Here is a 20069-nt window from a genome sequence, read left to right as displayed (position 1 = left end):
CCTCTCACTACCCGCCCGAGGACAGATCGGTGCGCGGTGCGGCGCCCAGATGCACACCGACCCGCTTCACCAGCAGCGTCATCTCATAGGCGACCTGACCGACGTCGGAGTCGGCATCCGCGAGGACGGCGAGGCAGCTGCCGTCACCGGCGGCGGTGACGAAGAGGAACGCCTCGTCGAGTTCGACGACGGTCTGGCGCACGTCGCCTGCCTCGAAGTGGCGGCCCACACCTTTGGCGAGACTGTGGAATCCAGAGGCGACGGCGGCCAGGTGCTCGCTGTCCTCCCGGGTCAGTTCCTTCGACGCGCCCGTGGGCAGGCCGTCGCCGGACAGCACGATCGCCTTGCGGATGCTGGCGACGCGGTCCACCAGGTCGTCGAGGAGCCAGTTCAGCTCCCCCCTGTCGCTCTCGGCATGGCCGGTGGCCTTCGGTGCGGTCATCGACCGTCCCCCTTAGTTGTTCGTCGTGGTGCTGTGCCGCTGTCGGCTTCGTCGCCTGCGGCGTTCTCGTCGCGGCCGCGCTGCCAGCCGCGCTGCAGCGAGGCCATGCGGCTGCGTACTTCGTCCGCGTCCCGTTCAACGGGCTCGGCCCTGCTGTCGTTCAGCGGTTCGGCCGCGCGCTTGAGCTGCGGGGCCAGGCTGGCCTGCCGTATCCGCCGGGGCAGTGATCCGGCGACGGGCCCTGCCGCGGCGGGGTCCGGCCCGCCGGGGTTCGCCGGGGAGGCGTCGGGTCCGCTCGCCGCGGTCGCAGGGCTCCGGGTGCGCCGGGGAAGTCCGGCCGGTGAACCGGCTGCGGACGGGCCACTGTGCTCCGCGTCGTCGGCCGTGGGACGGGCGGGGCCTGCGGACCGCCGGCGGGCGGGCAGGGGCGGCGGTGTCTCCGCATCCGGTTCCTCTCGCTCAGGACCGGAGACCGGACGTCCGGCGCGGCGGCGGGCGGGCAGCGGGGACAACGGCTCCGCGGCCGGCCCGTCGTGTCCTGCGGGTTCCACGCCGCGGCGCCGGACGGGCAGCACGGGCGTGGCTCCCGGTTCGGGGCGGGTGGGTGAGACGGCCGTCCTCTCCTCGTCGGCCCGCTCCCCCCGGGCGCCCTGGTCGCGGACCGGACGGCCGTGGGAACTGACCAGCTTGGGGGTCGCCCTGCGGGTGAGCGGGACCGGCGTGCTCGTCCCGTCCTCCGTCTCCGGGGCCTTGGGAGTGCCGGAGTTCCGCCGGTGGGGCTCACGCCCGCGGCCGGGGCGTTCGTCCTTGGTGTCGGAGAGGGAACGGCGGGAGCGGAAGAGCCCGCCGTGCTCGCTCTCCCCGTCGCCCAGGGCGCCGGGGAAGCTCTCCAGGGTGTCCAGGTCGACGGGGGCTTCCAGTTCGACCGGCCCGTCCAGCACCGAGGCGGGCAGTCGGGGCAGTTGTACGGGCACCTGGGAGAGTGCGGCACGGCGGCTCTCCTCGGTTTCCCGGTTCTTGGAGCGCTGGGGCCGGTCGAGGCGGAAGCCGACGCCATTGGTGTCCGGGATGTCGTCCGTCAGCAGTGCGTCGGGGATGAAGACGACCGCCGTGGTACCGCCGTACGGGGAGGGCTGCAGGGAGACCCGGACGTTCTGGCGCTGGGCGAGACGGCTGACCACGAACAGTCCGAGCCGGTCCGTGTCGGAGAGTTCGAACTCCGGGGTTTCCGCCAGCCGGAGGTTGGCGTCCAGGAGCGCGTCGGCCGCCATGCCGAGCCCGCGGTCGTGGATCTCCAGGGTGAAGCCGTTGCCCACGCGCTCGCCCACGACCTGGACGGCGGTGTGCGGCGGGGAGAACACCGTGGCGTTCTCGAGCAGTTCGGCCGTGAGGTGGGTGAGGTCGGCGACCGCCGGTCCGGTGACGGCGACCCTCGGCAGTCGGCGGACCTCGATGCGCTCGTAGTCCTCGACCTCCGCGACCGCGGCGCGTACGACGTCCATGAGCTGCACGGGCTTGCGCCACTGCCGGGAGGGTGCCGCGCCGGAAAGGATCACCAGGCCCTCGGCGTGCCGGCGCATACGGGTGGTCAGGTGGTCCAGGCGGAAGAGGTCGGCGAGTTCCTCGGTGTCCTCGGTCCTGCGCTCCATGGCGTCCAGCAGGGTGAGCTGCTTGTGCAGCAGGACCTGGCTGCGGCGGGCGAGATTGACGAACACCTCGGAGACGCCGGCGCGCAGCTCGGCCTGTTTGACGGCGGCTTCCACGGCCGCGCGCTGCAGGGTGTTGAGGGCCTGGCCGACCTCTCCCATCTCGTTCTTGTCGTACTCCAGACGCGGCACCTCGGTCTCGATGTCGACCTGTTCCCCGGCGGAGAGACGGCGCATCACGCTGGGCAGCCGTACACCGGACGCCTCGTGTGCCTCCAGGCGCAGCTGCCGGAGGTCGCGGATGAGGCCGCGGCCGACGCGTACGGAGAGGAAGAGGGAGACCAGCAGGGCGATGAGTCCGAGCAGACCGGCGACGACTGCCTGGCCGATGACCTCCATGGCGACGGGGCGGACGCGGTCCTGATAGCGGTCGGTGGCCTGGTCGTTGAGGGTGCCGAGCTCGGCGAGCACATGGCCGGCGGCGGTGTCCCAGCTCTTCGCGGTGATCCCGCGCGGCGGTCCGGTGCCGGAGGAGACGGCGGCCTCCTCGCCCACGCGCAGCGGGGCGGACGCCGCGCTCTTCCAGAAGGTCTCGTAGCGGTCGCGTTCGGTCGCGGGCAACTGCGGCAGGCCGACGTCGTACAGCAGCGTGCGCTGGGCGACGAAGTCGGAGATGTCCCGCGCTTCGGCACGGGACATCTCGCCGACGATCAGTGCGGAGCCCAGCAGGGCGTCCTCGCGGGACAGCAGTTCGCGGGCGCGGGCGAGGCTGACGAGGGCGCGGTACTGCTTGTCGAGCTCGGCGTCGTCGACCACGTGCAGATTGGCCAGCAGCACATAGCAGGGGTCGATCAGCCGGTTGTAGAGGTCGAGGGCCTGGGAGCGGTTGACGGTACCGTCCTCGACGCTGCGGCGGAGGGACTCGATGCCGTCGAAGGACTCCAGTACCGCGCTCAGTTCACCGGAGTCTCCGTGCATGGCCTCACGCACATCGGCGTCGTCCGCGCTTCTGCGGACGCTGTCGACGGCTTCGTCGGTGGCGGCCCGGCTGCGCCGGAGGGCGGCGAGTCCGTCGGAGGCGCGGGGGTCGGCGAGATGGACGAGGGTCTGCCGGCGCTCCTGCTGGAGGACGCGCACGGTGTCCTCGACGGGGTAACCGACCTCCTCCATCACCGAGGACACGTCGAACAGATGGCTTGCCTCGCGGCCCGTGAGCGCGGTGGTGAAGGCCCAGATCGTCGTCAGGGACACCAACGGCACGAGAAGCAGCGCCACGATCTTCCGGCGGATGGACTTCCCGCGAAAGCGCATGGCCTCCCCCAGCTCGGCCCCCGGCGACCGGGGGTACACATGTGCGTCAACAAACGGCGCGAGCCTACTACCGCACCGGGGTCAACTCGAAGACGTGTCCGGAAGCTATGGTTCCGTCCCGGTGACGGGGAATCAGGAGTTGTCCGTGCATTGCGGGAGATTGCCTCCCGGATTGCGGGGTGCGCCCGCCCGGCCGATCGCCCGGGCGGGCGGCTCGTGTTGGCCGATTTCTTTCCTGTTCGGGAATCTTCACGACGTGCCGTTCGTCCTTCTCTATGGGAAATGGGGGCGGAATCGGCCACACGAGCCGTGTCCCGTACCCGGGCGGCGTAAAACAACGCAAGCCGGGCAGCCACTGGGGAGTCGGGTCTTCGGACACGGGCAAGCGGTCTGCTGGCGGTGGGGAGTGACACGGTGATGGGCACGGCGGAGCGGCGCGAAGCGCCCGAGGAGGATGCGGCGGTGCGGGTGGCCTCCCGGCCGGACGCAGGTGGGCCGGGTCGCGGCATACCCGCGGCCGGGAGTGTGCCGACCGGCAAGCCGGTCGCCGCGGCGACCGCGCCCCGGGCGGCGCGGGTGGGCAGGGTCGGCGGCGCGGCGCGGAAGACCCCGGGGAACAGCGGTGAGTCAGGCGGTGCCCGCGACCGGGTCGGCTACCGGCCACTGTGGGTCGAGGAGCCGGCCCGGCGACGCCGGCTGCCCGATCCGGTGCGGACGGCGGCCGTGCGGGCGGTGCTCGTCATCGCGGTGACGCTGATTCAGGCCATGGTGGCCTTCCTGTGCACACTGGCCGGGTCCTGGCTGGCGTTCCCCATGGTCATCAGCAGCGTCGTCAGTACCATCCTGGCCACCTGGGCGGCACTGGACGTGTGGGTCACCCGCCAGGTCTGGAACCAGCGCAATGGTGTGGTGTCCATGCCCAGCAGCACGGCGCGGGCCCTGCGCCGCGAGCGGCGCAGGGCCCGCCGCCAGGAGCGGTCCGCTCAGCGCGCGCAGGCACGCATACGCCGGCGCGGCGGAGCCGGGCAGCTGTCGCACTCCTGAGATCACCCGGGCCTCACCGATGCCGTCGGCATGCGGACCCTCGATACGCTGAGGTTTCGTACGGCGCACACGCGAGCGTCCTGCGCCACTGCCCCGACAGACGGTGAGAGAACCGGAACCACGATCCACGCGCGCGAGCCCGGGAGGGACGGGAAGGGCACGACGAGTGCCGTGCAGTCCGTGGACCGCGCCGTGAGCGTGCTGGAGATCCTCGCCCTGCGCGGCGAGGCGGGGGTCACGGAGATCGCCGGCGAGCTGGGCGTGCACAAGTCCACCGCCTTCCGGCTGCTCGCGGTGCTGGAGAACCGCGGTCTGGTGGCCCGGACCCATGACCACGGCACGTACCATCTGGGGGCCGGCGTACTGCGCCTCGCGGGGGCGGCTGCCCTGCGGCTCGACATCTCGCAGGAGGGGGTCCCGGTGTGCCGGGACCTCGCGGACGAACTGGGCGAGACGGTGAACATGGCGGTGCCGGACGAGGACGCGGCCGTCAACATCATGCAGGCCCGCGGCACCGCGTCGGTCACGGCCCAGAACTGGCTCGGCCGGCGCACCCCGCTGCATGCCACGTCCAGCGGCAAGGTGTTCCTGGCCCATATGCCGCCCGCCCTGCGTGAAGACCGCCTCACCCGCCCGCTGCCCCGGTTCACCGACCGTACGATCACGGAGCCCGCTGTGCTGCGCGGTCAGCTGGAGAGGGTCCTCGAGCAGGGGTACGCCGTGACGCGGGAGGAATGGGAACTGGGCCTCGCCGCCGTCGCGGCGCCGGTCCGCTCGCACGACGGCTCGGTGATCGCGGCGATCAGTGTCTCGGGGCCGGTGTACCGGCTGACAGCCCAGCGGCTGCCGCGGTTGGGCGGCCGGACGGCGGCAGCGGCGGCCGAGCTGTCCCGGCGCATGGGCTACGGCTTCCGAGTCGCGGCGGACGACGCCTGATCAGCCACTCGCCGGGGCGGGCCGCTTGAACATGCGGGTCGCGGTGATCTCGCTGTGCGCCTCCTCGGCCGGGTACTGCTGGGGAAGCCCCGGCCGCAGGTGTTCCTCCACGCTGATGTACTTCAGGCCGGCCCGCAGGTCGGCGTCGTTGCGCAGCCGGATGACCAGCGGGAACTCGGCAAGCGCCGTGGTGTCGAACAGACCGGTGGTGTAGAGCAGCTGGACACCGAGTGCGTCGGCGACCGCCCGTTGGAGTTCCAGCAGGTAGGTGGCGTTGGCGCGGCCGATGGGGTTGTCCAGGAACAGCGTGCCGGCGTGCCGCTGCTTGTCCCGTCCGCGGTCGTTGGAGCGCAGGGCAGCCATCGTGCAGTACAACGCGATGGCGGCGGTGAGCAGCTGACCGCCGGAGAACACGTCGCCCATCTGCCCGACGGGCACCCGCTCGGCCCGCAGTACCGCGTCGGGCTTGAGGATCTCGACGGCGACGCCCTTCGGCCGGAGGGCGGCGGCGACCCCGCGCAGCAGCAGGGACATGCCGTCGCGCCGCAGGTCGGAGTTCTTCCTCACGGCCGCCCGGGTCGCCTCGTCGATGACCTCCCCGAGGCGCTCCGTGAGGGTGGCCTGATCGGGTTCCTCGAAGCGGATGCGCAGGAACTCCTGCCCGGACCACTCGCCGAGGCCTTCCGGCAGCCGGGACAGTCTCTGGGCCGAACGGAGAGTGGCGAGGGCGGACTCGACCAGCCCTCGAAGCCGGTCCACGATCGAGTCGCGGTTGCGCTCCAGCTGCTCGAGCTCGTCCGTGAGGACCCGGAGCCGGGGTGCGAAGGCGTCCGCCCACTTCTGGGCGTGCTCGGGCAGCGCGGAAGCGGGCAACTCCCTGATCTGCTGGCGTGCGGGGGTGCGGACCTGCTCGTAGCGCGTGGAGTTCGCATGCCGGACAAGGACGTCGCTCGCCTCGCGAACGGTGGACTCCGCGGCGGACAGGTCGGCGGCGCAGCCGCGCAGGGAGCGGCGGGCCTCGGCGGCGGACTGCCGGGCCTCGTCCCATCGGCCCGGGTAGGGCTCGGGCCGCTCCTGCTCCTCCTCGGGCGCGTGATCGCGCAGCAGGTCGCGGAGCATGGCGGCGATCTCGTCGAAACCGCCGGCCGCGTCCTCGGCGGCGCGGTGGGTGTCGAGAAGTTCGGCATGGGCGTCGCGGGCCTGCTGCGACGCCTCGTCACGAGCGGCGAGCTCGGTGGTCGCGGTCCGCAGCAGTACCTGGGCGTGCTCGGCGTCGCGCGGGATCAGCTCTTCGGGGAGCTCGGTGTGCGCCCCGCCGTCCTGGGGCGCGAGCCGCTCGGCCTCGCCCCGCAGCCGCCCGAGCTGTTCGCTCGCGCCGGACATCCGGGTCTCCAGGAGCTGCACCAGTTCCTCGGCGCGGGCGGCGGCGGCCTGCCGGCTGGGGCCGTCGGAGCCGTCGGGCGACTGGAGCAGTTGCTCCGCGCGGGTGCGGACCTTGTTGCTGAGCCGGTCCAGATCAGCGCGGGCGGCGCTCTCGTCGCTCTCCGCGCGGGCCTGTTCGGCGCGGAGATCGGCGCCGACACCCACCTGCTCGTACAGCTGGGAAGCGGCCCGGTAGGCCTCGCGCAGCGCGGGCAGGGACGCCTGCGGCGCCTGTGTGCCGTCCTCGGGTACGTCGTCGGGGGCGCCCGCGATCTCGGCGCGCTCGGCCCGCAGCGCCCGGGCGGTGCGCCGGGCGTCGTCGGCGGCACGCTGGGCGCCGCGCCGGTCCTCGTCGGCGGCGCGCGCTCGTTCCAGACAGGTCTGGGCGCGTGCCTCCGCCTCGGTCGCGTCGTCGGCCAGCTCCCGCAGCTTGGCCTGCCAGCCTGCCCGTTCGCGCAGCCGGAAGGCGAGTCCCGCCAGGGCGTCGGCCGCGCGCCGGGCCTTCTGCGCGGCCTCCTGCCGCTCGTCACGGACCCGGGTGGCCTCGACGGCGGCTTCCTCGGCCTCCGCTCGTACGGTCCGGGCCTCGGCCAGTTCGGCCTCGGCCTCCTCCGCGAACGCCCGCGCCTCGCGCGCCGCGGCGGCCAGCTCCGTGAGCCGCCCGGCGGGGCAGCCGGTGCGCCAGGAGGCGAGCCGGGCGGCGAGTTCCCGGTCCTTGCCGAGCCGGGCGGCGAGGGCGCGGATCTCCTCGTCCCGCTCGGTCGCCCGGGCGCGCAGCGTCTGGCGCTCCTCGTCGGCGGCGTGTTCGTCGTGCATGGCCGGGTTCGGCGGTACGAGGAAGACGTCACCGGTGTCCGTGCCGGGCGCGGGCGTCGGGGCGAGCAGTGCCGCCGCCGTGCCGACGGCGACGGCGGACCGGGGCAGCAGGGCGGCGTCCCTCAGCGCGTCGCGGGCGCGGAGGTGGGAATCGGGATCGGTGATGATGACGCCGTCGACCAGTTCGGGACGGGCGGCCAGGACGCGCGCGTGGTCGGCCGGGTCGACGGCCTGCGCGAGGTAGCGCCATCCGGGGAGCGCCGGGATGCCGTGCTCGCCGAGGAATTCGACCGTGGCCAGTACGTCCGGGCCGGGCGGGAGCAGACCGCCGTCCCCGAGTGCGCCGAGGATACGGGCGTCGTCCGCGGCGGCGGTCCGCAGGTCGAACAGCTGTCGTTCGGCGGAGGAGACGGCGTCGTCGAGCAGTTCGCGCAGTTCGTCGGCGAAGCGGTCGAGTTCCTCGCCGGTGAGCGCCCCTTCGGCGGAGGAAGGCCCGGCGGCGGAATCAGCCGCGGTGCGTTCGGTGTCCGTGCGTTGTCCCGGTACACCGGCCCGCCGCCCGGCAGAAGCCCCCGGCAGGCTGAGCAGTTCCGCGAGCCGCTGCTCGGCCGCCAGGGTCTCGGCGGTACGGAGTTCGCCCTCGTGGGCGCGCTCGGCCGCCGTGGCCGCATCGGCCGCACGGGCCGCGGTGAGTTCCGCGCGGCTCTCGGCGGCGGCCGCCTCACGTGCGTGCTCCGTGGTCCGGCGGGCCGTCTCACGGGCGGAGTCCCAGGCGGCGACCGCCGTCTTCTCCGCGTCGCTCGCCGCGAGGGCGGCCCTCGCGGGGTCGGCGTCGGGGGCGCTGTCGTCGAGCCAGCCGGCGCGCACGGCTTCGGCGGTCTCCTGTTCGACCTCGGTGAGCCGCTGCCGCAGGTGCCCGATCTCGCTGCGGGCCCGTTGTGCCTCGGTGGCGGCGGCGGTGGCGTCGCGGTGGGCGCCTTCGCCCGTCTCCTGGAGGGCGGAGGAGCGCTCCTCCTCCTCGTTGGCGAGGTTCTCGGCGTTCCTCGCGGCCGCGTGCAGAGCGCGGACCAGGTCGACGGCCGCGTCGGCGCGTGCGGCCAGTGCGGGGGCCGCGTCCCGCTCGGCCTCCTGGATCGCGGCGGACACCCTCGCCGACCGGTCGGCGGCCGCGCGGTGGCGCAGCACGGCCTCGGCGGCCTGCCAGGAGGAGTACAGGGTCCGTGCGTCGGCGAGTTCGCGCTTCTGGGCGGCGGCGGACTTCTCCGCGGCGGCGAGTGCCAGGGAGGCGTTACGGTAGGCGAGTTCGGCGGAGATCAGCGCGCTGTGCTCACGTGCCGACTCGGCGTGGGTGACCGCGTTCGCGGCGGCGGTGACCCGCCCCGCCAGGTCGGCGGCGCGGACGCGTTCCTGTGCGCCGCGCGCGGAGAGACGGCGGGCCAGGGTACGGGTGCGGCGCTCGGCGGCGGTGTGGATCTCCCGCGCGCGGGAGCGGGCCCCGGCGGCCTCGACGATCCGGCCCAGCAGGTCGACGGACCCGGCGGTGAAGTCACGCTCGGCGATCAGTTCGGCGCGCCGGCCCAGCTTGTTTCCGAAGCCGCCGACCAGGTCGGCGAGTCCGTCGGTGTCGCGGGTGTCGGTGACGGCGCGCAGCAGCAGGTCGGTGAAGTCGGAGTCCTTCTTCACCGCGAAGAGGCCGGCGGCCTCGCCCTCGTCGGCGTTCATCTCCCGCTGGTAGCGGAAGAGTTCCGGGTCGAGTCCCAGGTCTGTGAGGTGTTCGGTCCAGCGCTCGTGGATCTCCTCCCAGTGCACCTCGAGGTGCGGGTATGTCCTGCCCGCCTCCATGAGGGCGTCCCGGAAGCCCTTCATCGTGCGGCGTCGTCCCCGCGCGCCGGACTGGCCCTCGGCGGGCCGCGGTACGGCCGTGGACTCGGCGACGGGAAGGTTGTCCAGGCCGAGTCCGGGGCCGGGCCGCAGGGAGTACCAGGTCTCGGCGAACTTCCGCGGGTCACTGGACACCTGGCGGCCGCGCCACTCGCTGACCTTGCCGACGACGACGCACTCCCCGGTCTGCACATGCTGCCACTCGAGCGCCACATGGCCGCAGTCGTCGGCGAGCAGGAACTTGCGCAGCACCCCGGAGCTGGCGCCGCCGAGGGTGTTGCGGTGACCCGGGAGCATCACGGAGAAGATCAGCTTCAGCAGCACCGACTTGCCGCCGCCGTTCTCCAGGAAGAGCACCCCGGCGGGGGCGGGCCGACGCGGCGGGCCGACGGGTTCCTCCTGGAAGAACTCCGCCTGCGCCGGTGCGGGGTCCGGCACGGCGGCGCCGACACCGCGCAGGTCGAGCACGGTGTCGGCGTAGCGCGCACCGGCCGGCCCGATGGAGTAGAGGCGGACCCGGGACAGCTCGTACATGGCGGACTCTCGTGAGGCTTCGTGAGGTGGGGGTTCAGGCGGAGTGGAACGGCAGGCCGGCGTCGGCGACCAGTTCCAGGTCGTCGGTGTCCTCGGGCGGCAGCAGGGTGGGGGTGCCGTCGGTGACGGGGACGACGCCCAGCTCCAGCAGTTCGGCCAGGGCGGCGCCGCCGGCCATGTCGCGGACCTGGAGCTGGTAGCGGGCCGTGGTGCGGTAGGTGCCGCCGTTGTCGTCGCCGGTGCGCTGGAGGAAGCCGGAGTCGGTGAGGAAGCTGACGGCCTTGGCGACGATGCCGGTGGTGGAGCCCGCGAGCCGGCGTGCGTCCTTGGTGGCGCCGGTGGCGCTGCGTCTGGCCCAGATCCGCCAGGCGGACTCCAGCCCGGGGGCGTCGCTGGCCGGGTCGGTGTTCTCGCCCTGTTCGGCGGCCCGCTCCTCCAGCCGGTGGCAGGACTGGCGGACGAACGCGTCGACGCCGTTGACCGTGACGCGGCCGATGTAGCCGTCGTCGGCGAGGTCCTCGGGGCGGGGGAAGGCCGTGGCGGCGACGGCGAGATGGGCGAGTCCGTGGAGGAACCGGTCGCCGCCGTCGGCGGAGGTGCGGCGCGCGTAGTCGCCCATGCGCACGGCGAAGACGGAGTCCTCGGCGGCGGTGACGGCCATACCTGCGCGCGGGGACACCTCCAGCACGATCAGTCCGAGGCCGGTGGCGACGGCGTCCGCGAGCCGCGCGAACGGCGGGTCCTCGCGGTAGCGGCGCAGCAGGTCGGCGTACTCCTGGTCGCGGGCGGGCTGGAGCTTGGGCTGGAGGCCGAAGGCGACGAGCCGCGCGGCGTCGGCGGCGTCGGCGGGGGTGACGGCGGCGTTCGCCGGTGCGGCCGTGGCCTCCGGTTCACTCCACTCGACGTGCTCGGTCACGGTCGGGACTCCTCGTTCGGGGAAGGATCGGTACGGGCCGCCGGCTCGGTCATGCCGCCTCCGTCCGGTCCGCGGCCATGCCCGCCGCGTCCAGCAGGGCCGTGCCGACGATGAGGTCGGCGCCGCCGAACTCGGGATCGTCGAGGTCGGTGCCGTCGTCCACGGCGAACAGCAGCTTGCGTTCGCCCTGACGGTAGGCGGTACCGACCGGCGGGCTGGCGGCGTGGACGGCCAGCAGGGCGACCAGATAGGGCAGCTCGGGGTCCTGGCGGCGGGCTTCGGCGAGCAGGCCGGAGAGCCGGCGCGGTGCGTCGGCCGGCAGGTCCAGCAACTGGGTGGCGGCCGCCAGCTGCTCCTCGCTGAAGCGGCTGTCGTCGGGGGTGGCGATCAGGTCCGGTTCCGGCATCTCGGCGCCGAGGTGTTCCCGCTCCACGGGCGGCGTCAGCAGGATCTCGACGAGATCGGCGACCCGGACGGACACCGGGGTGCGCAGTCCGGTGCCGTGGGTGAAGAAGGCGTCGGTGACCCGGGTCGCCCGCTCGACGGGCAGCGGGAGCAGGGGCGACAGGAGGTGGCCGTAGAGGTCGGTGCCGGAGGTCGGCGTGGGGGTGGCGAAGGCCTGCCGGTCCTGTTCGGCGCGGAACAGCGGGCCGGCTTCCAGCAGCCGGGACTGGAGCTGGGTGTGGCGCCGGATGCAGTCCTTGACGATGTCCACCAGCTCGGCGGCCCGGCGCTTGTGCTCGGGGTCCTCGGACTCGTCGCGGGCCTTGCGGATGTTGGTGAGGATCGCGTTCTCGTGGCGGTAGCGGTCCGCCACGTGGTCGAGGGCCTCGGCGATCATGTCGGGCACGGTGCTGAGCCAGTCCACCGCGCGGACGTTGCGGCGGGTGGCCTCCAGGGCCCGGCGCAGGGTCTCGGAGTACTGCACGGTCCGGTAGCGGGCCTGTTCGGCGGCGAGCTGGGCGTCGGCGAGCCTGCCCCGGCTGATCAGGACCTCCAGCTTGACCTCGGCGGCGATCTGCGCGCTGGTGACATCGGTGTCGAGGGCGCCGACCAGGACGTTGACGGCCTCGTCGGTGGTCCGCAGGTACACCGTGCCACCGGGGCCGGGGACCTCTTCGATCAGCTTGAAGTCGTAGTCGCGGCGCACGTACGTGCCGTCCGCCCCGAACACGCCGTACACCGCGCGGAAGCCGCGGTCGACGCTGCCGACGTTGATCAGGTTCTCCAGCACCCAGCGGGCGACCCGCTCGTGCTCGGCGGCCGGGCGGCGCGGGGCCTGGGCGGCGATGCGCGGGATGAGCCGGGCCACTATCTGGTCGTGGTCGGCGCCCGTGTCGAAGTCCATGTTCAGCGTGACCAGGTCGATGGCGGCGAGGGCGATCTCCGCCATGCCGTACACCGAGTACTCACCGGCCAGGTTGGCCTTGCGCGCGTCCAGGTCGTGCAGCGGCGCGGTGCAGGCGAGCGCGCGCAGCCGCCGCGCCAGCCCTTCGTCGGCGGCCGGGCCCGGCGCGGGCCGCGGCCCCGCGCTGAGCTGGGGCGGAACGCTGTCCGTCGATGCAGGCGAAGTCACGGTGCACAGACTAGGTCCTCGGTCCGACAGCAGCCCAAACGAGGCAGATGGGTCCGTGCGTCACGGTTGTCGCACCACCGCCGGGCACCGCCCGGCGGCCGGGTTCAGCCGCCCTGCCCGTCCTCGCCCACCCGGCGCCGGTACACCTCCACCACCCGTTCCAGCGAGACGTCGAGGTAGGCCGTGAGCAACTGCCCGGCCTTCTCCCGGTCACCGGCCCCAAGGGCTTCGAGAATCTCGACATTTCGCGTGATGTACGGTTCGTGCAGCTTCTTGGGTTCGTCCACCACATGGAACGCGAGCCGCAGTTCGGCGAAGACGCTGCGCATCAGTTCGTCCGTGCGCTCACTGCCGGCGAGCGCCACCAGCTCCCGGTGGAAGTGGATATTGGCCGTACCGACGGCATTCCAGTCACCTTCGCGCGCCGCCCGGCGCCCCTGCTCCACCACCCGGGCGAGCGCGTCCAGCACGTACGGCGGGTCGCCCAGGCCACGCACCACGGCACTCTCGACAAGGCGGCGGGTGCGGTAGATGTCCTCCACGTCCTCGACGGTCAGCACCCGGACGAACACCCCCCGGTTCAGCTCGTGGACGAGCAGCCGTTCGTGCGTGAGCAGCCGGAACGCCTCGCGCAGCGTGTTGCGGGAGATCCCGAGCGCGCCCCCGATGCTGTCCTCCGGCAGCCGGGTCCCGGGCGGGAAGTACCCCTCGGCGATCCGGCTCCTGAGGATGTCCGCGACCCGCTCGGCGGTGCTGGTACGGCCCAACAGGGCGCGGTCGTCGGCCAGTCCGCTCAGCTGCTCCGTCATGCCCGGAATTCAACCGCACGCGGAAGAACGAGACAACACAAGTATTGAAGGATCGTTCAACGATCCTCTACTTTGCTGCACACGGCACGGCTCATCTCCTTCCGCACGCTCCGTCCCCCTCTGCGAGGTGCCCATGAGCACGACCCCTCCACCGAAGGCACTGACCGACGAACCACGCCCCGGGTTACCGGAACACCCGGACGAAGAAGGGGCGTTGGGCTGGCTGCGCGCGCTGGGGCCGCGCGGCCGGCGCGCCTTCGGCGGCGCGTTCGGCGGGTATGCCCTGGACTCCTACGACTACTTCACGCTGCCGCTCACCATGGTCGCGCTGTCCGCGTACTTCGGTCTCGACAGCGGTCGGACCGGCCTGCTGACGACCGTCACCCTGGTGGTCTCCGCGGTCGGCGGCGCCCTCGCCGGCGTGCTGGCGGACCGCGTCGGCCGGGTGAAGGCGCTGCTGCTGACGGTGATCACCTACGCGGTGTTCACCGTGGCCTGCGGATTCGCGCCCAACTTCGAGACACTGCTGGTGTTCCGGGCGCTCCAGGGCCTCGGCTTCGGCGGCGAGTGGGCGGTCGGCGCGATCCTGGTCGCCGAGTACGCGAGCGCCAGACACCGGGGACGCACGCTCGGCGCGGTGCAGAGTTCCTGGGCCGTGGGCTGGGCGCTGGCCGTGATCGTGTACACGATCATCTTCTCGCTGGCCGACGACGACCTGGCCTGGCGCGTGATGTTCTGGACCGGCGCGCTGCCGGCCCTGCTCGTCGTGTGGATACGGCGCAGTGTGCGGGACGCGCCCCGGGCGGCCGCCGCGCGGGAGAAGAGCGCCCGGAGGGGCTCGTTCACGGCGATCTTCCAGCCGGACCGGCCGGGATCGACGGGTCTGCTGCGCACCACACTCTTCGCCGTGCTGCTCTCCACCGGCGTCCAGGGCGGCTACTACACCCTCGCCACCTGGGTGCCGACCTATCTGAAGACGGAGCGCGATCTGTCGGTCGTCGGCACCGGCGGCTATCTGACGTTCCTGATCTCGGGTGCCTTCCTGGGCTACCTGACCGGCGGCTGTCTCACCGACCGGCTGGGCCGCCGGCGCAACATCTGGCTGTTCGCCCTGCTGTCGGCGATCTGCGTCCTGGCGTACACGAACATCCCGAGCGGCGCCAACACCCTGGTCCTGGTGCTCGGTTTCCCGCTGGGGTTCTGCATGTCGGCCATCTTCAGCGGATTCGGCTCCTATCTGAGCGAGCTGTACCCGACGGCCGTGCGCGGCACGGGACAGGGCTTCACGTACAACACCGGACGTGCCGTGGGCGCCGTCTTCCCCACGACGGTCGGCTTCCTGGCCGACAGCTGGGGTGTGGGCGGGGCACTGGTCTTCGGCGCGATCGGCTACGGCCTCGCGGCGCTGGCGCTGCTGGGGCTGCCGGAGACGCGCGGGAAGGAACTGGAGTGAAGCACACCGACGACCGCACGCCGACCGTCGTGACGGACCGCCCTGTGCCCCTCGTCCACGAGCACGCGCGCGGGTGGAGCCCGCGCACGGCGCGCGCCCGCTTCCGGGAGGGACTGGCGGGTCCCACGGCCGGTGTGGCCGCAGGTCACACGCAGGCCAACCTGATCGCGGTGCCCGCCGAATGGGCGTACGACATGCTGCTCTTCTGCCAGCGCAATCCCAAGCCCTGTCCGGTCCTGGACGTCACCGACGCCGGGTCCGTGACCACCGTCCTCGCCCCGGACGCCGACCTGCGCACCGATCTGCCGCGCTACCGCGTGTGGGAACACGGCGAGCCGGTGGACGAGCCGACGGACGTACGGGCGCACTGGCGCGGTGATCTGGTGTCGTTCCTGATCGGCTGCAGCTTCACGTTCGAGTGGGCGCTGACGGCGGCGGGGGTTCCGGTCCGGCACCTGGAGCAGGGACGCAACGTTCCCATGTATGTGACGAGTTGGCGGTGCCGTCCGGCGGGACGGCTGCGTGGGCCGATGGTGGTGTCCATGCGGCCCGTGCCGCCCGGCCGGCTGTCCGCGGCGATCCGGGAGAGCAGCCTGCTGCCCGCGGTGCACGGCGGTCCCGTGCACTGCGGCGACCCGTTCGGGCTGGGCATCGACGACCTCGGCCGGCCGGACTTCGGCGATCCCGTGGACTTCGAGCCGGACGACATCCCGGTGTTCTGGGCCTGCGGGGTCACCCCGCAGGCCGCGGTCATGGCCTCTCGTCCGCCGTTCGCCATCACACACGCACCGGGGCAGATGTTCCTGACCGACGCCCGGGACGAGCAGTTCCGCGTGGCGTGAGGGCCCACTCGACACGAACAGGAGAAACGAACAACCCATGACCCCGATCGATCTGAACGCCGACCTCGGCGAGGGCTTCGGCCGCTGGCAGCTCACCGACGACGAGCGACTGCTGTCCGTCGTCACCAGCGCCAATGTGGCCTGCGGCTTCCACGCGGGGGACGCGGCCACCATGCGCCGGGTGTGCGAGCTCGCGGCCGAGCGCGGGGTACGGATCGGCGCCCAGATCTCCTACCGGGACCTGGCGGGGTTCGGGCGGCGTGCGATGGATGTGCCGCCCGCCGAGCTGGCGGCCGAAGTGGCCTACCAGATCGGCGCCCTGGAGGTGTTCGCCCGCGCGGCGGGCTCCCGCGTGGCGTACGTCAAGCCGCACGGGGCGCTCTACAACCGGGTCGTGGGCGACGAGGAACAGGCCCGGGCGGTCGTCGACGGGGTGGTCCTCGTGGATGCCGGGCTGCCGGTCCTCGGCCTGCCCGGCTCCCGCCTGCTGGAACTGGCCGGGAAGGCGGGCCTGCCGGTGGTGGCGGAGGCGTTCGCCGACCGGGCGTACACGGACGAGGGCACGCTGGTTCCCCGCCATCAGGAGGGCGCCGTGTTCACCGGCCCGGAGTCGGTCGTGGCACGCTCGGTGGATCTGGCCCGCCACGCGGAGGTCGACGCGCAGTCGGGGCGGCGCATCGAGGTACGGGCGCGTTCCCTGTGCCTGCACGGCGACACACCCGGCGCGGTGGACACGGCACGGCGGGTGCGTGCCGCGCTGGAGGCGTCCGGGGTCCGGGTGGAGGCGTTCGTATGAGGGTGGTCCCCGTCGGCGAGGATGCCCTGCTCGTCGAGGTCTCGTCCGGCGCCGAGGCACAGGCGCTCCACGCGGAACTGCTGCGGCGCCGCGCGGAGGGCTCGCTGTCCGTCGGCGAGATCGTCCCCGCCGCCCGCACGGTGCTGCTCGACGGCCTGTCCGAACCCGCCGGGCTGGCCGCGGAGCTGACCGCCCTCGAACTGCCGCCCGTGCCCCCGCCCGCGACGCGGACGGTCGAGATCCCCGTGCGCTACGACGGACCGGATCTGGCCGACGTCGCCGCGCACTGGGGTGTCCCCCCGCGGGAGGTGGCCCGTGTCCACGCGGATGCCGAATTCCGCGTCGCCTTCTGCGGATTCGCGCCTGGCTTCAGTTACCTCACCGGGCTGCCGCCACGCTACGACGTACCCCGCCGGCCGACGCCGCGCACCGCTGTCCCACCCGGGTCGGTGGCGCTGGCGGGGCCCTACACGGGGGTGTATCCGCGTTCCTCACCGGGCGGCTGGCAGCTGATCGGCACCACCGACCTCGTGCTGTGGGATCACGCGCGGGTGCCGGCGGCGCTGCTCTCCCCCGGCACGCGCGTGCGCTTCGTGCCGGCGCCGGCGCCCACAGCCACAGCCACAGCCACAGCCACAGCCACGGAGCCTGCGGCATGACGGACCGTGCGCTCGCCGTCGTACGGGCGGGAGCCCTGACGACGGTTCAGGACCGGGGCCGCCCCGGCCACGCCCACCTGGGCGTACCCCGCTCCGGGGCGCTGGACGGACCGGCGGCGGCGCTCGCCAACCGGCTGACGGGCAACGCACCGGACGCTGCCGTCCTGGAGACGACTCTCGACGGCTGCTCCGTACGTCCACGTTCCACGGTCACGATGGCGGTCACCGGGGCCCCCTGCCCGGTCACCGTGGACGGCGGCCCGGTCGCGTGGGGCGCGCCGGTACGTGTGCGTGCCGGGTCGGTACTGGACGTCGGGCCGGCGGTGTCCGGGGTGCGCGCCTATGTGGCCGTGTCCGGCGGCATCGCCGTCGAGCAGGCACTCGGCAGTCGCTCCACGGACCTGCTCTCCGGGCTCGGCCCGGCCCCCCTCACGGACGGTTCCGTGCTCCCCCTCGGGCGGCCCGGGCATCAGAGCCACGCGCGGGTGGACGTCGCTCCTCAGCCGGCGCCCCCGGCCGAACTCCTGCTGCGCGTCGTCCTGGGCCCGCGCGACGACTGGTTCACCCCGACGGCGGTACGGCTCTTCACGTCGCGCGCCTATCACGTGTCGCCGGCGAGCAACCGCATCGGACTCCGCACGACCGGGCCGGTCCTGGAACGGGCGAAGCGGGCGGAACTCCCCAGCGAGGGCGTGGTGCTGGGGGCTGTCCAGGTACCACCCGACGGCACACCGGTGGTCTTCCTTGCCGACCATCCGACCACCGGGGGCTACCCCGTGATCGCGGTCGTACGCCCCACCGATCTCCCGGCCGCGGCCCAGGCCGTGCCCGGCACCCCGGTCCGCTTCGTCGCGGTGCGCCGCGGCCGTGGCGCGGGGCACGTCCGGCGGATCGGGTCGGAGGAAACCGACGGCTCCCGCGCTCGCCGGTGAGTGGCGGTCCGGCGCGGCCCGCCGCACGCGGAGGAGACGTCGACGCGGGGCCCCGCCGGCACAGCGAGCGTGGGGAATGCCGGCATCCGACGGAAGGGCCGCCGGGAACACCGCCCACGTCTGCCGACTGAGGGACGAGGACAGGCCGGGCCTCGCGTCCCTCCACCCTCCATCCTCCGCCCCCGCCCTCCGCGGGCAGTCGTGCCGCTGGGGCGGCACGGGTGGGCGCGACGGCACCCCGCGAGCGCCGGGCTGCGCGCACACCCCCCGCCCGGCAACGGACGACGGGCACGGTGCCCCGCCGTCGGGTGCGTCACCGACGCCGGCGGGAGCGAGGACGAGGGGGTGCGGCCGCGGTCGACGAGGTGTCGGGCTGCCGGGAGCGCGCAGTGGGCCGCGCCGTCCACCTCGAAGGGAAAGGACTCGGTCACGATGACGACACGCACACCGGTGCTGTCGCCGCACCGGACGTGGCCACGTCACCGTGGATCTTTCCGCGCGGGGCACGCGCCGTGGGCGTCGTCTCCTCCCCCGCGTGGGCCGGACGGCATCCACGCACACCCGACCCGCTGGTCTTGCCGTTGACGCCGCACCTGCGCCGGCCGGTCACACGGCGGTCTCCTCGGGGCCGATCCGGCCGCGAACGGCGGTCTGGACCTCCGCCTCCTCGGCCGGGTCGGCGGCGAGCCTGCGCAGGCGGTCGACGACCCGGGTGTCGCCGGTCTCGGCGTGCCGGGCGGCGATCTCGCGAGTGGTCTCCTCGCAGTCCCACAGGCACTCGACGGCGAAGCCGGCGCCGAAGGACGGGTCGGTCGCGGCGAGGGCACGGGCGGCCCTGCCCCGTAGATGGGAGGAGGCGGTCTCGCGGTAGATGTGGCGGAGTACGGGGGCCGCGCACGCGATGCCGAGCCGTCCGGTGCCGTCCACGAGGGTCCACAGGGTGGGAGCGTCGGGGCCCTCGCCCCGTACGGCCTCCCGGAGCGCGCCGAGGACCAGGTCACGGTCCTGGAGACCGCCCCGGCAGGCGAGGACACGGCCGGCGGCGGCGCCGAGCGGATCCGGCCGGTGGGCCCAGCCGCGCGCCCGGTCGACGGCGGCGAGACTCCTCATGCGTTCGAAGGCGTCGACAGCGGCCTCCACCACAGGCGTGGAGCCGGTGGCCACGGCGCGCTCGATCAGCGCGAGGGCGTCGGGATCGTTGCTGTCGGCGAGGTAGCGCAGGGCGGTGCACCGGGCTCCCTCGGTACCGTCCTCGGCGGCCCGGACGATCTCGGGCCGGTCCTCGGGCCCCGCCACGGCGGACAGACAACGGGCGGCCGGGACATGGAGCGCGGCGCCGCGCTCCATGCCGTGCTGGGCCCATTCGAACACCGCGCGCACGCTCCAGCCGGGGCGCGGTCCGGTGGGGCTCATCTGCCGCTGCCAGCGGTCGAAGCAGCCGGCCTCCTGGGCTCGGCGCACGCGCGTGGCGATGGACTGCCGGGTGTCGTCGGCCCACAGCCGCCAGGGCCGTGGCTCGAAGGCGTCGCGGACGGTGGCGGCCAGCGCGGCCTCGCCCTCGGCGTCGGTGGCGAATCGCGCGAGGACCGGGGCGGCCAGGGCCCTGAGGCCCGCGTCGTCGTCCCGGAGGGCCAGTTCGTCCAGGGCCCAGGCCCAGTTGGTGCCGTGGGCGGCGTACCTGCGCAGGAGCTGGAGGGCGTCCCGCCTGCCGTAGGAGGCGAGGTGTCCGAGGACGGCGAGGGCCAGTCCGGTGCGTGACTCCTCGGTGTCGAGAATGTCCTCGGCGCCGAAGAGGTGGGCCTCGACCGCGTCCAGTTCACCGTGCAGGTCGAGGTAGAGGCGGGCGTAGTAGAGGGAGCGGTTCTCCACCTGCCAGTCGTGGCGCGGGTCGCGCAGCACACAGTCGTTCAGCGCCGCGAGCGCTTCGGGTCGCGGGGCGGTGAGCGCGTGCAGTGTGCCGTCGCCGCGGCCCCGCTGGAGCAGGCCGAGCAGCGTACCGCTGGGCGCTATGACCGGATCGAACATGGGAAACAGCCTCACATCAAGCGTCGACG

14 protein-coding genes are annotated in these 20069 nt (G+C 73.5%); 7 read left to right on the top strand and 7 right to left on the bottom strand.

Annotated features, from left to right (window positions below):
• Window positions 1-7: 7 nt before the first annotated feature.
• Both ACIF9R_RS02035 and ACIF9R_RS02030 read right to left on the bottom strand, forming a co-directional pair.
• The gene (locus tag ACIF9R_RS02035; protein ID WP_399972958.1) at window positions 8-442 is read right to left on the bottom strand and encodes a roadblock/LC7 domain-containing protein; all 435 of its coding nucleotides are present in this window, start codon (window positions 440-442) and stop codon (window positions 8-10) included.
• The gene (locus tag ACIF9R_RS02030) at window positions 439-3399 is read right to left on the bottom strand and encodes a nitrate- and nitrite sensing domain-containing protein (protein WP_399972955.1); all 2961 of its coding nucleotides are present in this window, start codon (window positions 3397-3399) and stop codon (window positions 439-441) included. Before ACIF9R_RS02030 ends, ACIF9R_RS02035 begins: the two co-directional genes overlap by 4 nt.
• A gap of 417 nt (window positions 3400-3816) precedes the next feature.
• On the opposite strand from ACIF9R_RS02030, the gene ACIF9R_RS02025 reads away from it, so the two are divergent.
• Together ACIF9R_RS02025 and ACIF9R_RS02020 are read left to right on the top strand one after the other, a co-directional pair.
• The gene (locus tag ACIF9R_RS02025; RefSeq protein ID WP_399972952.1) at window positions 3817-4443 is read left to right on the top strand and encodes a hypothetical protein; all 627 of its coding nucleotides are present in this window, start codon (window positions 3817-3819) and stop codon (window positions 4441-4443) included.
• A 171-nt stretch (window positions 4444-4614) separates the two neighbouring features.
• Complete coding sequence (locus ACIF9R_RS02020) at window positions 4615-5379, top strand: IclR family transcriptional regulator (protein WP_399972950.1); 765 nt, start codon at window positions 4615-4617, stop codon at window positions 5377-5379.
• Here ACIF9R_RS02020 and ACIF9R_RS02015 read toward each other — a convergent pair whose 3' ends face one another.
• The 4 genes from ACIF9R_RS02015 to ACIF9R_RS02000 all read right to left on the bottom strand — a co-directional run bounded on the left by ACIF9R_RS02015 (window position 5380) and on the right by ACIF9R_RS02000 (window position 13333).
• A complete protein-coding gene (locus tag ACIF9R_RS02015) occupies window positions 5380-10032 on the bottom strand; it encodes a hypothetical protein (RefSeq protein ID WP_399972947.1) in 4653 nt (1550 codons plus the stop codon).
• 34 nt (window positions 10033-10066) lie between these two features.
• Window positions 10067-10948, bottom strand: a complete 882-nt coding sequence (locus ACIF9R_RS02010) for a hypothetical protein (RefSeq protein WP_399972945.1) — start codon at window positions 10946-10948, stop codon at window positions 10067-10069.
• A gap of 49 nt (window positions 10949-10997) precedes the next feature.
• Window positions 10998-12524, bottom strand: a complete 1527-nt coding sequence (locus ACIF9R_RS02005; protein ID WP_399972942.1) for a hypothetical protein — start codon at window positions 12522-12524, stop codon at window positions 10998-11000.
• A gap of 104 nt (window positions 12525-12628) precedes the next feature.
• The gene (locus tag ACIF9R_RS02000) at window positions 12629-13333 is read right to left on the bottom strand and encodes a GntR family transcriptional regulator (RefSeq protein ID WP_399972940.1); all 705 of its coding nucleotides are present in this window, start codon (window positions 13331-13333) and stop codon (window positions 12629-12631) included.
• Between the two features lie 133 nt (window positions 13334-13466).
• Between ACIF9R_RS02000 and ACIF9R_RS01995 the strand changes: the two genes are divergently transcribed.
• From ACIF9R_RS01995 to ACIF9R_RS01975, 5 genes are read left to right on the top strand one after another with little or no spacing between them, the layout of a single operon-like run.
• Complete coding sequence (locus ACIF9R_RS01995; RefSeq protein WP_399972937.1) at window positions 13467-14786, top strand: MFS transporter; 1320 nt, start codon at window positions 13467-13469, stop codon at window positions 14784-14786.
• A complete protein-coding gene (locus ACIF9R_RS01990; protein WP_399972934.1) occupies window positions 14783-15628 on the top strand; it encodes a putative hydro-lyase in 846 nt (281 codons plus the stop codon). The genes ACIF9R_RS01995 and ACIF9R_RS01990 overlap by 4 nt, the downstream gene beginning before the upstream one ends.
• Window positions 15629-15665: 37 nt before the next feature.
• Entirely contained in the window at window positions 15666-16424 is a 759-nt protein-coding gene (locus ACIF9R_RS01985; RefSeq protein ID WP_399972931.1) for a LamB/YcsF family protein, read from the top strand.
• Window positions 16421-17083 carry an allophanate hydrolase subunit 1 gene (locus ACIF9R_RS01980; protein ID WP_399972929.1) on the top strand — a complete coding sequence of 221 codons (663 nt, stop codon included), beginning with the start codon at window positions 16421-16423 and terminating at the stop codon, window positions 17081-17083. Before ACIF9R_RS01985 ends, ACIF9R_RS01980 begins: the two co-directional genes overlap by 4 nt.
• Window positions 17080-18015, top strand: coding sequence for a biotin-dependent carboxyltransferase family protein (locus tag ACIF9R_RS01975; protein WP_399972926.1), 936 nt, complete (start codon window positions 17080-17082; stop codon window positions 18013-18015). The genes ACIF9R_RS01980 and ACIF9R_RS01975 overlap by 4 nt, the downstream gene beginning before the upstream one ends.
• A 606-nt stretch (window positions 18016-18621) precedes the next feature.
• Here ACIF9R_RS01975 and ACIF9R_RS01970 read toward each other — a convergent pair.
• Window positions 18622-20040 carry a HEAT repeat domain-containing protein gene (locus tag ACIF9R_RS01970; RefSeq protein WP_399972923.1) on the bottom strand — a complete coding sequence of 473 codons (1419 nt, stop codon included), beginning with the start codon at window positions 20038-20040 and terminating at the stop codon, window positions 18622-18624.
• Window positions 20041-20069 lie beyond the last annotated feature (29 nt).

This window comes from Streptomyces sp. NPDC086080, from assembly GCF_044540255.1.
Taxonomy (GTDB): domain Bacteria; phylum Actinomycetota; class Actinomycetes; order Streptomycetales; family Streptomycetaceae; genus Streptomyces.
Note: the sequence above shows the minus strand (reverse complement) of the source record. Positions and strands in the feature narration are given on the sequence as shown.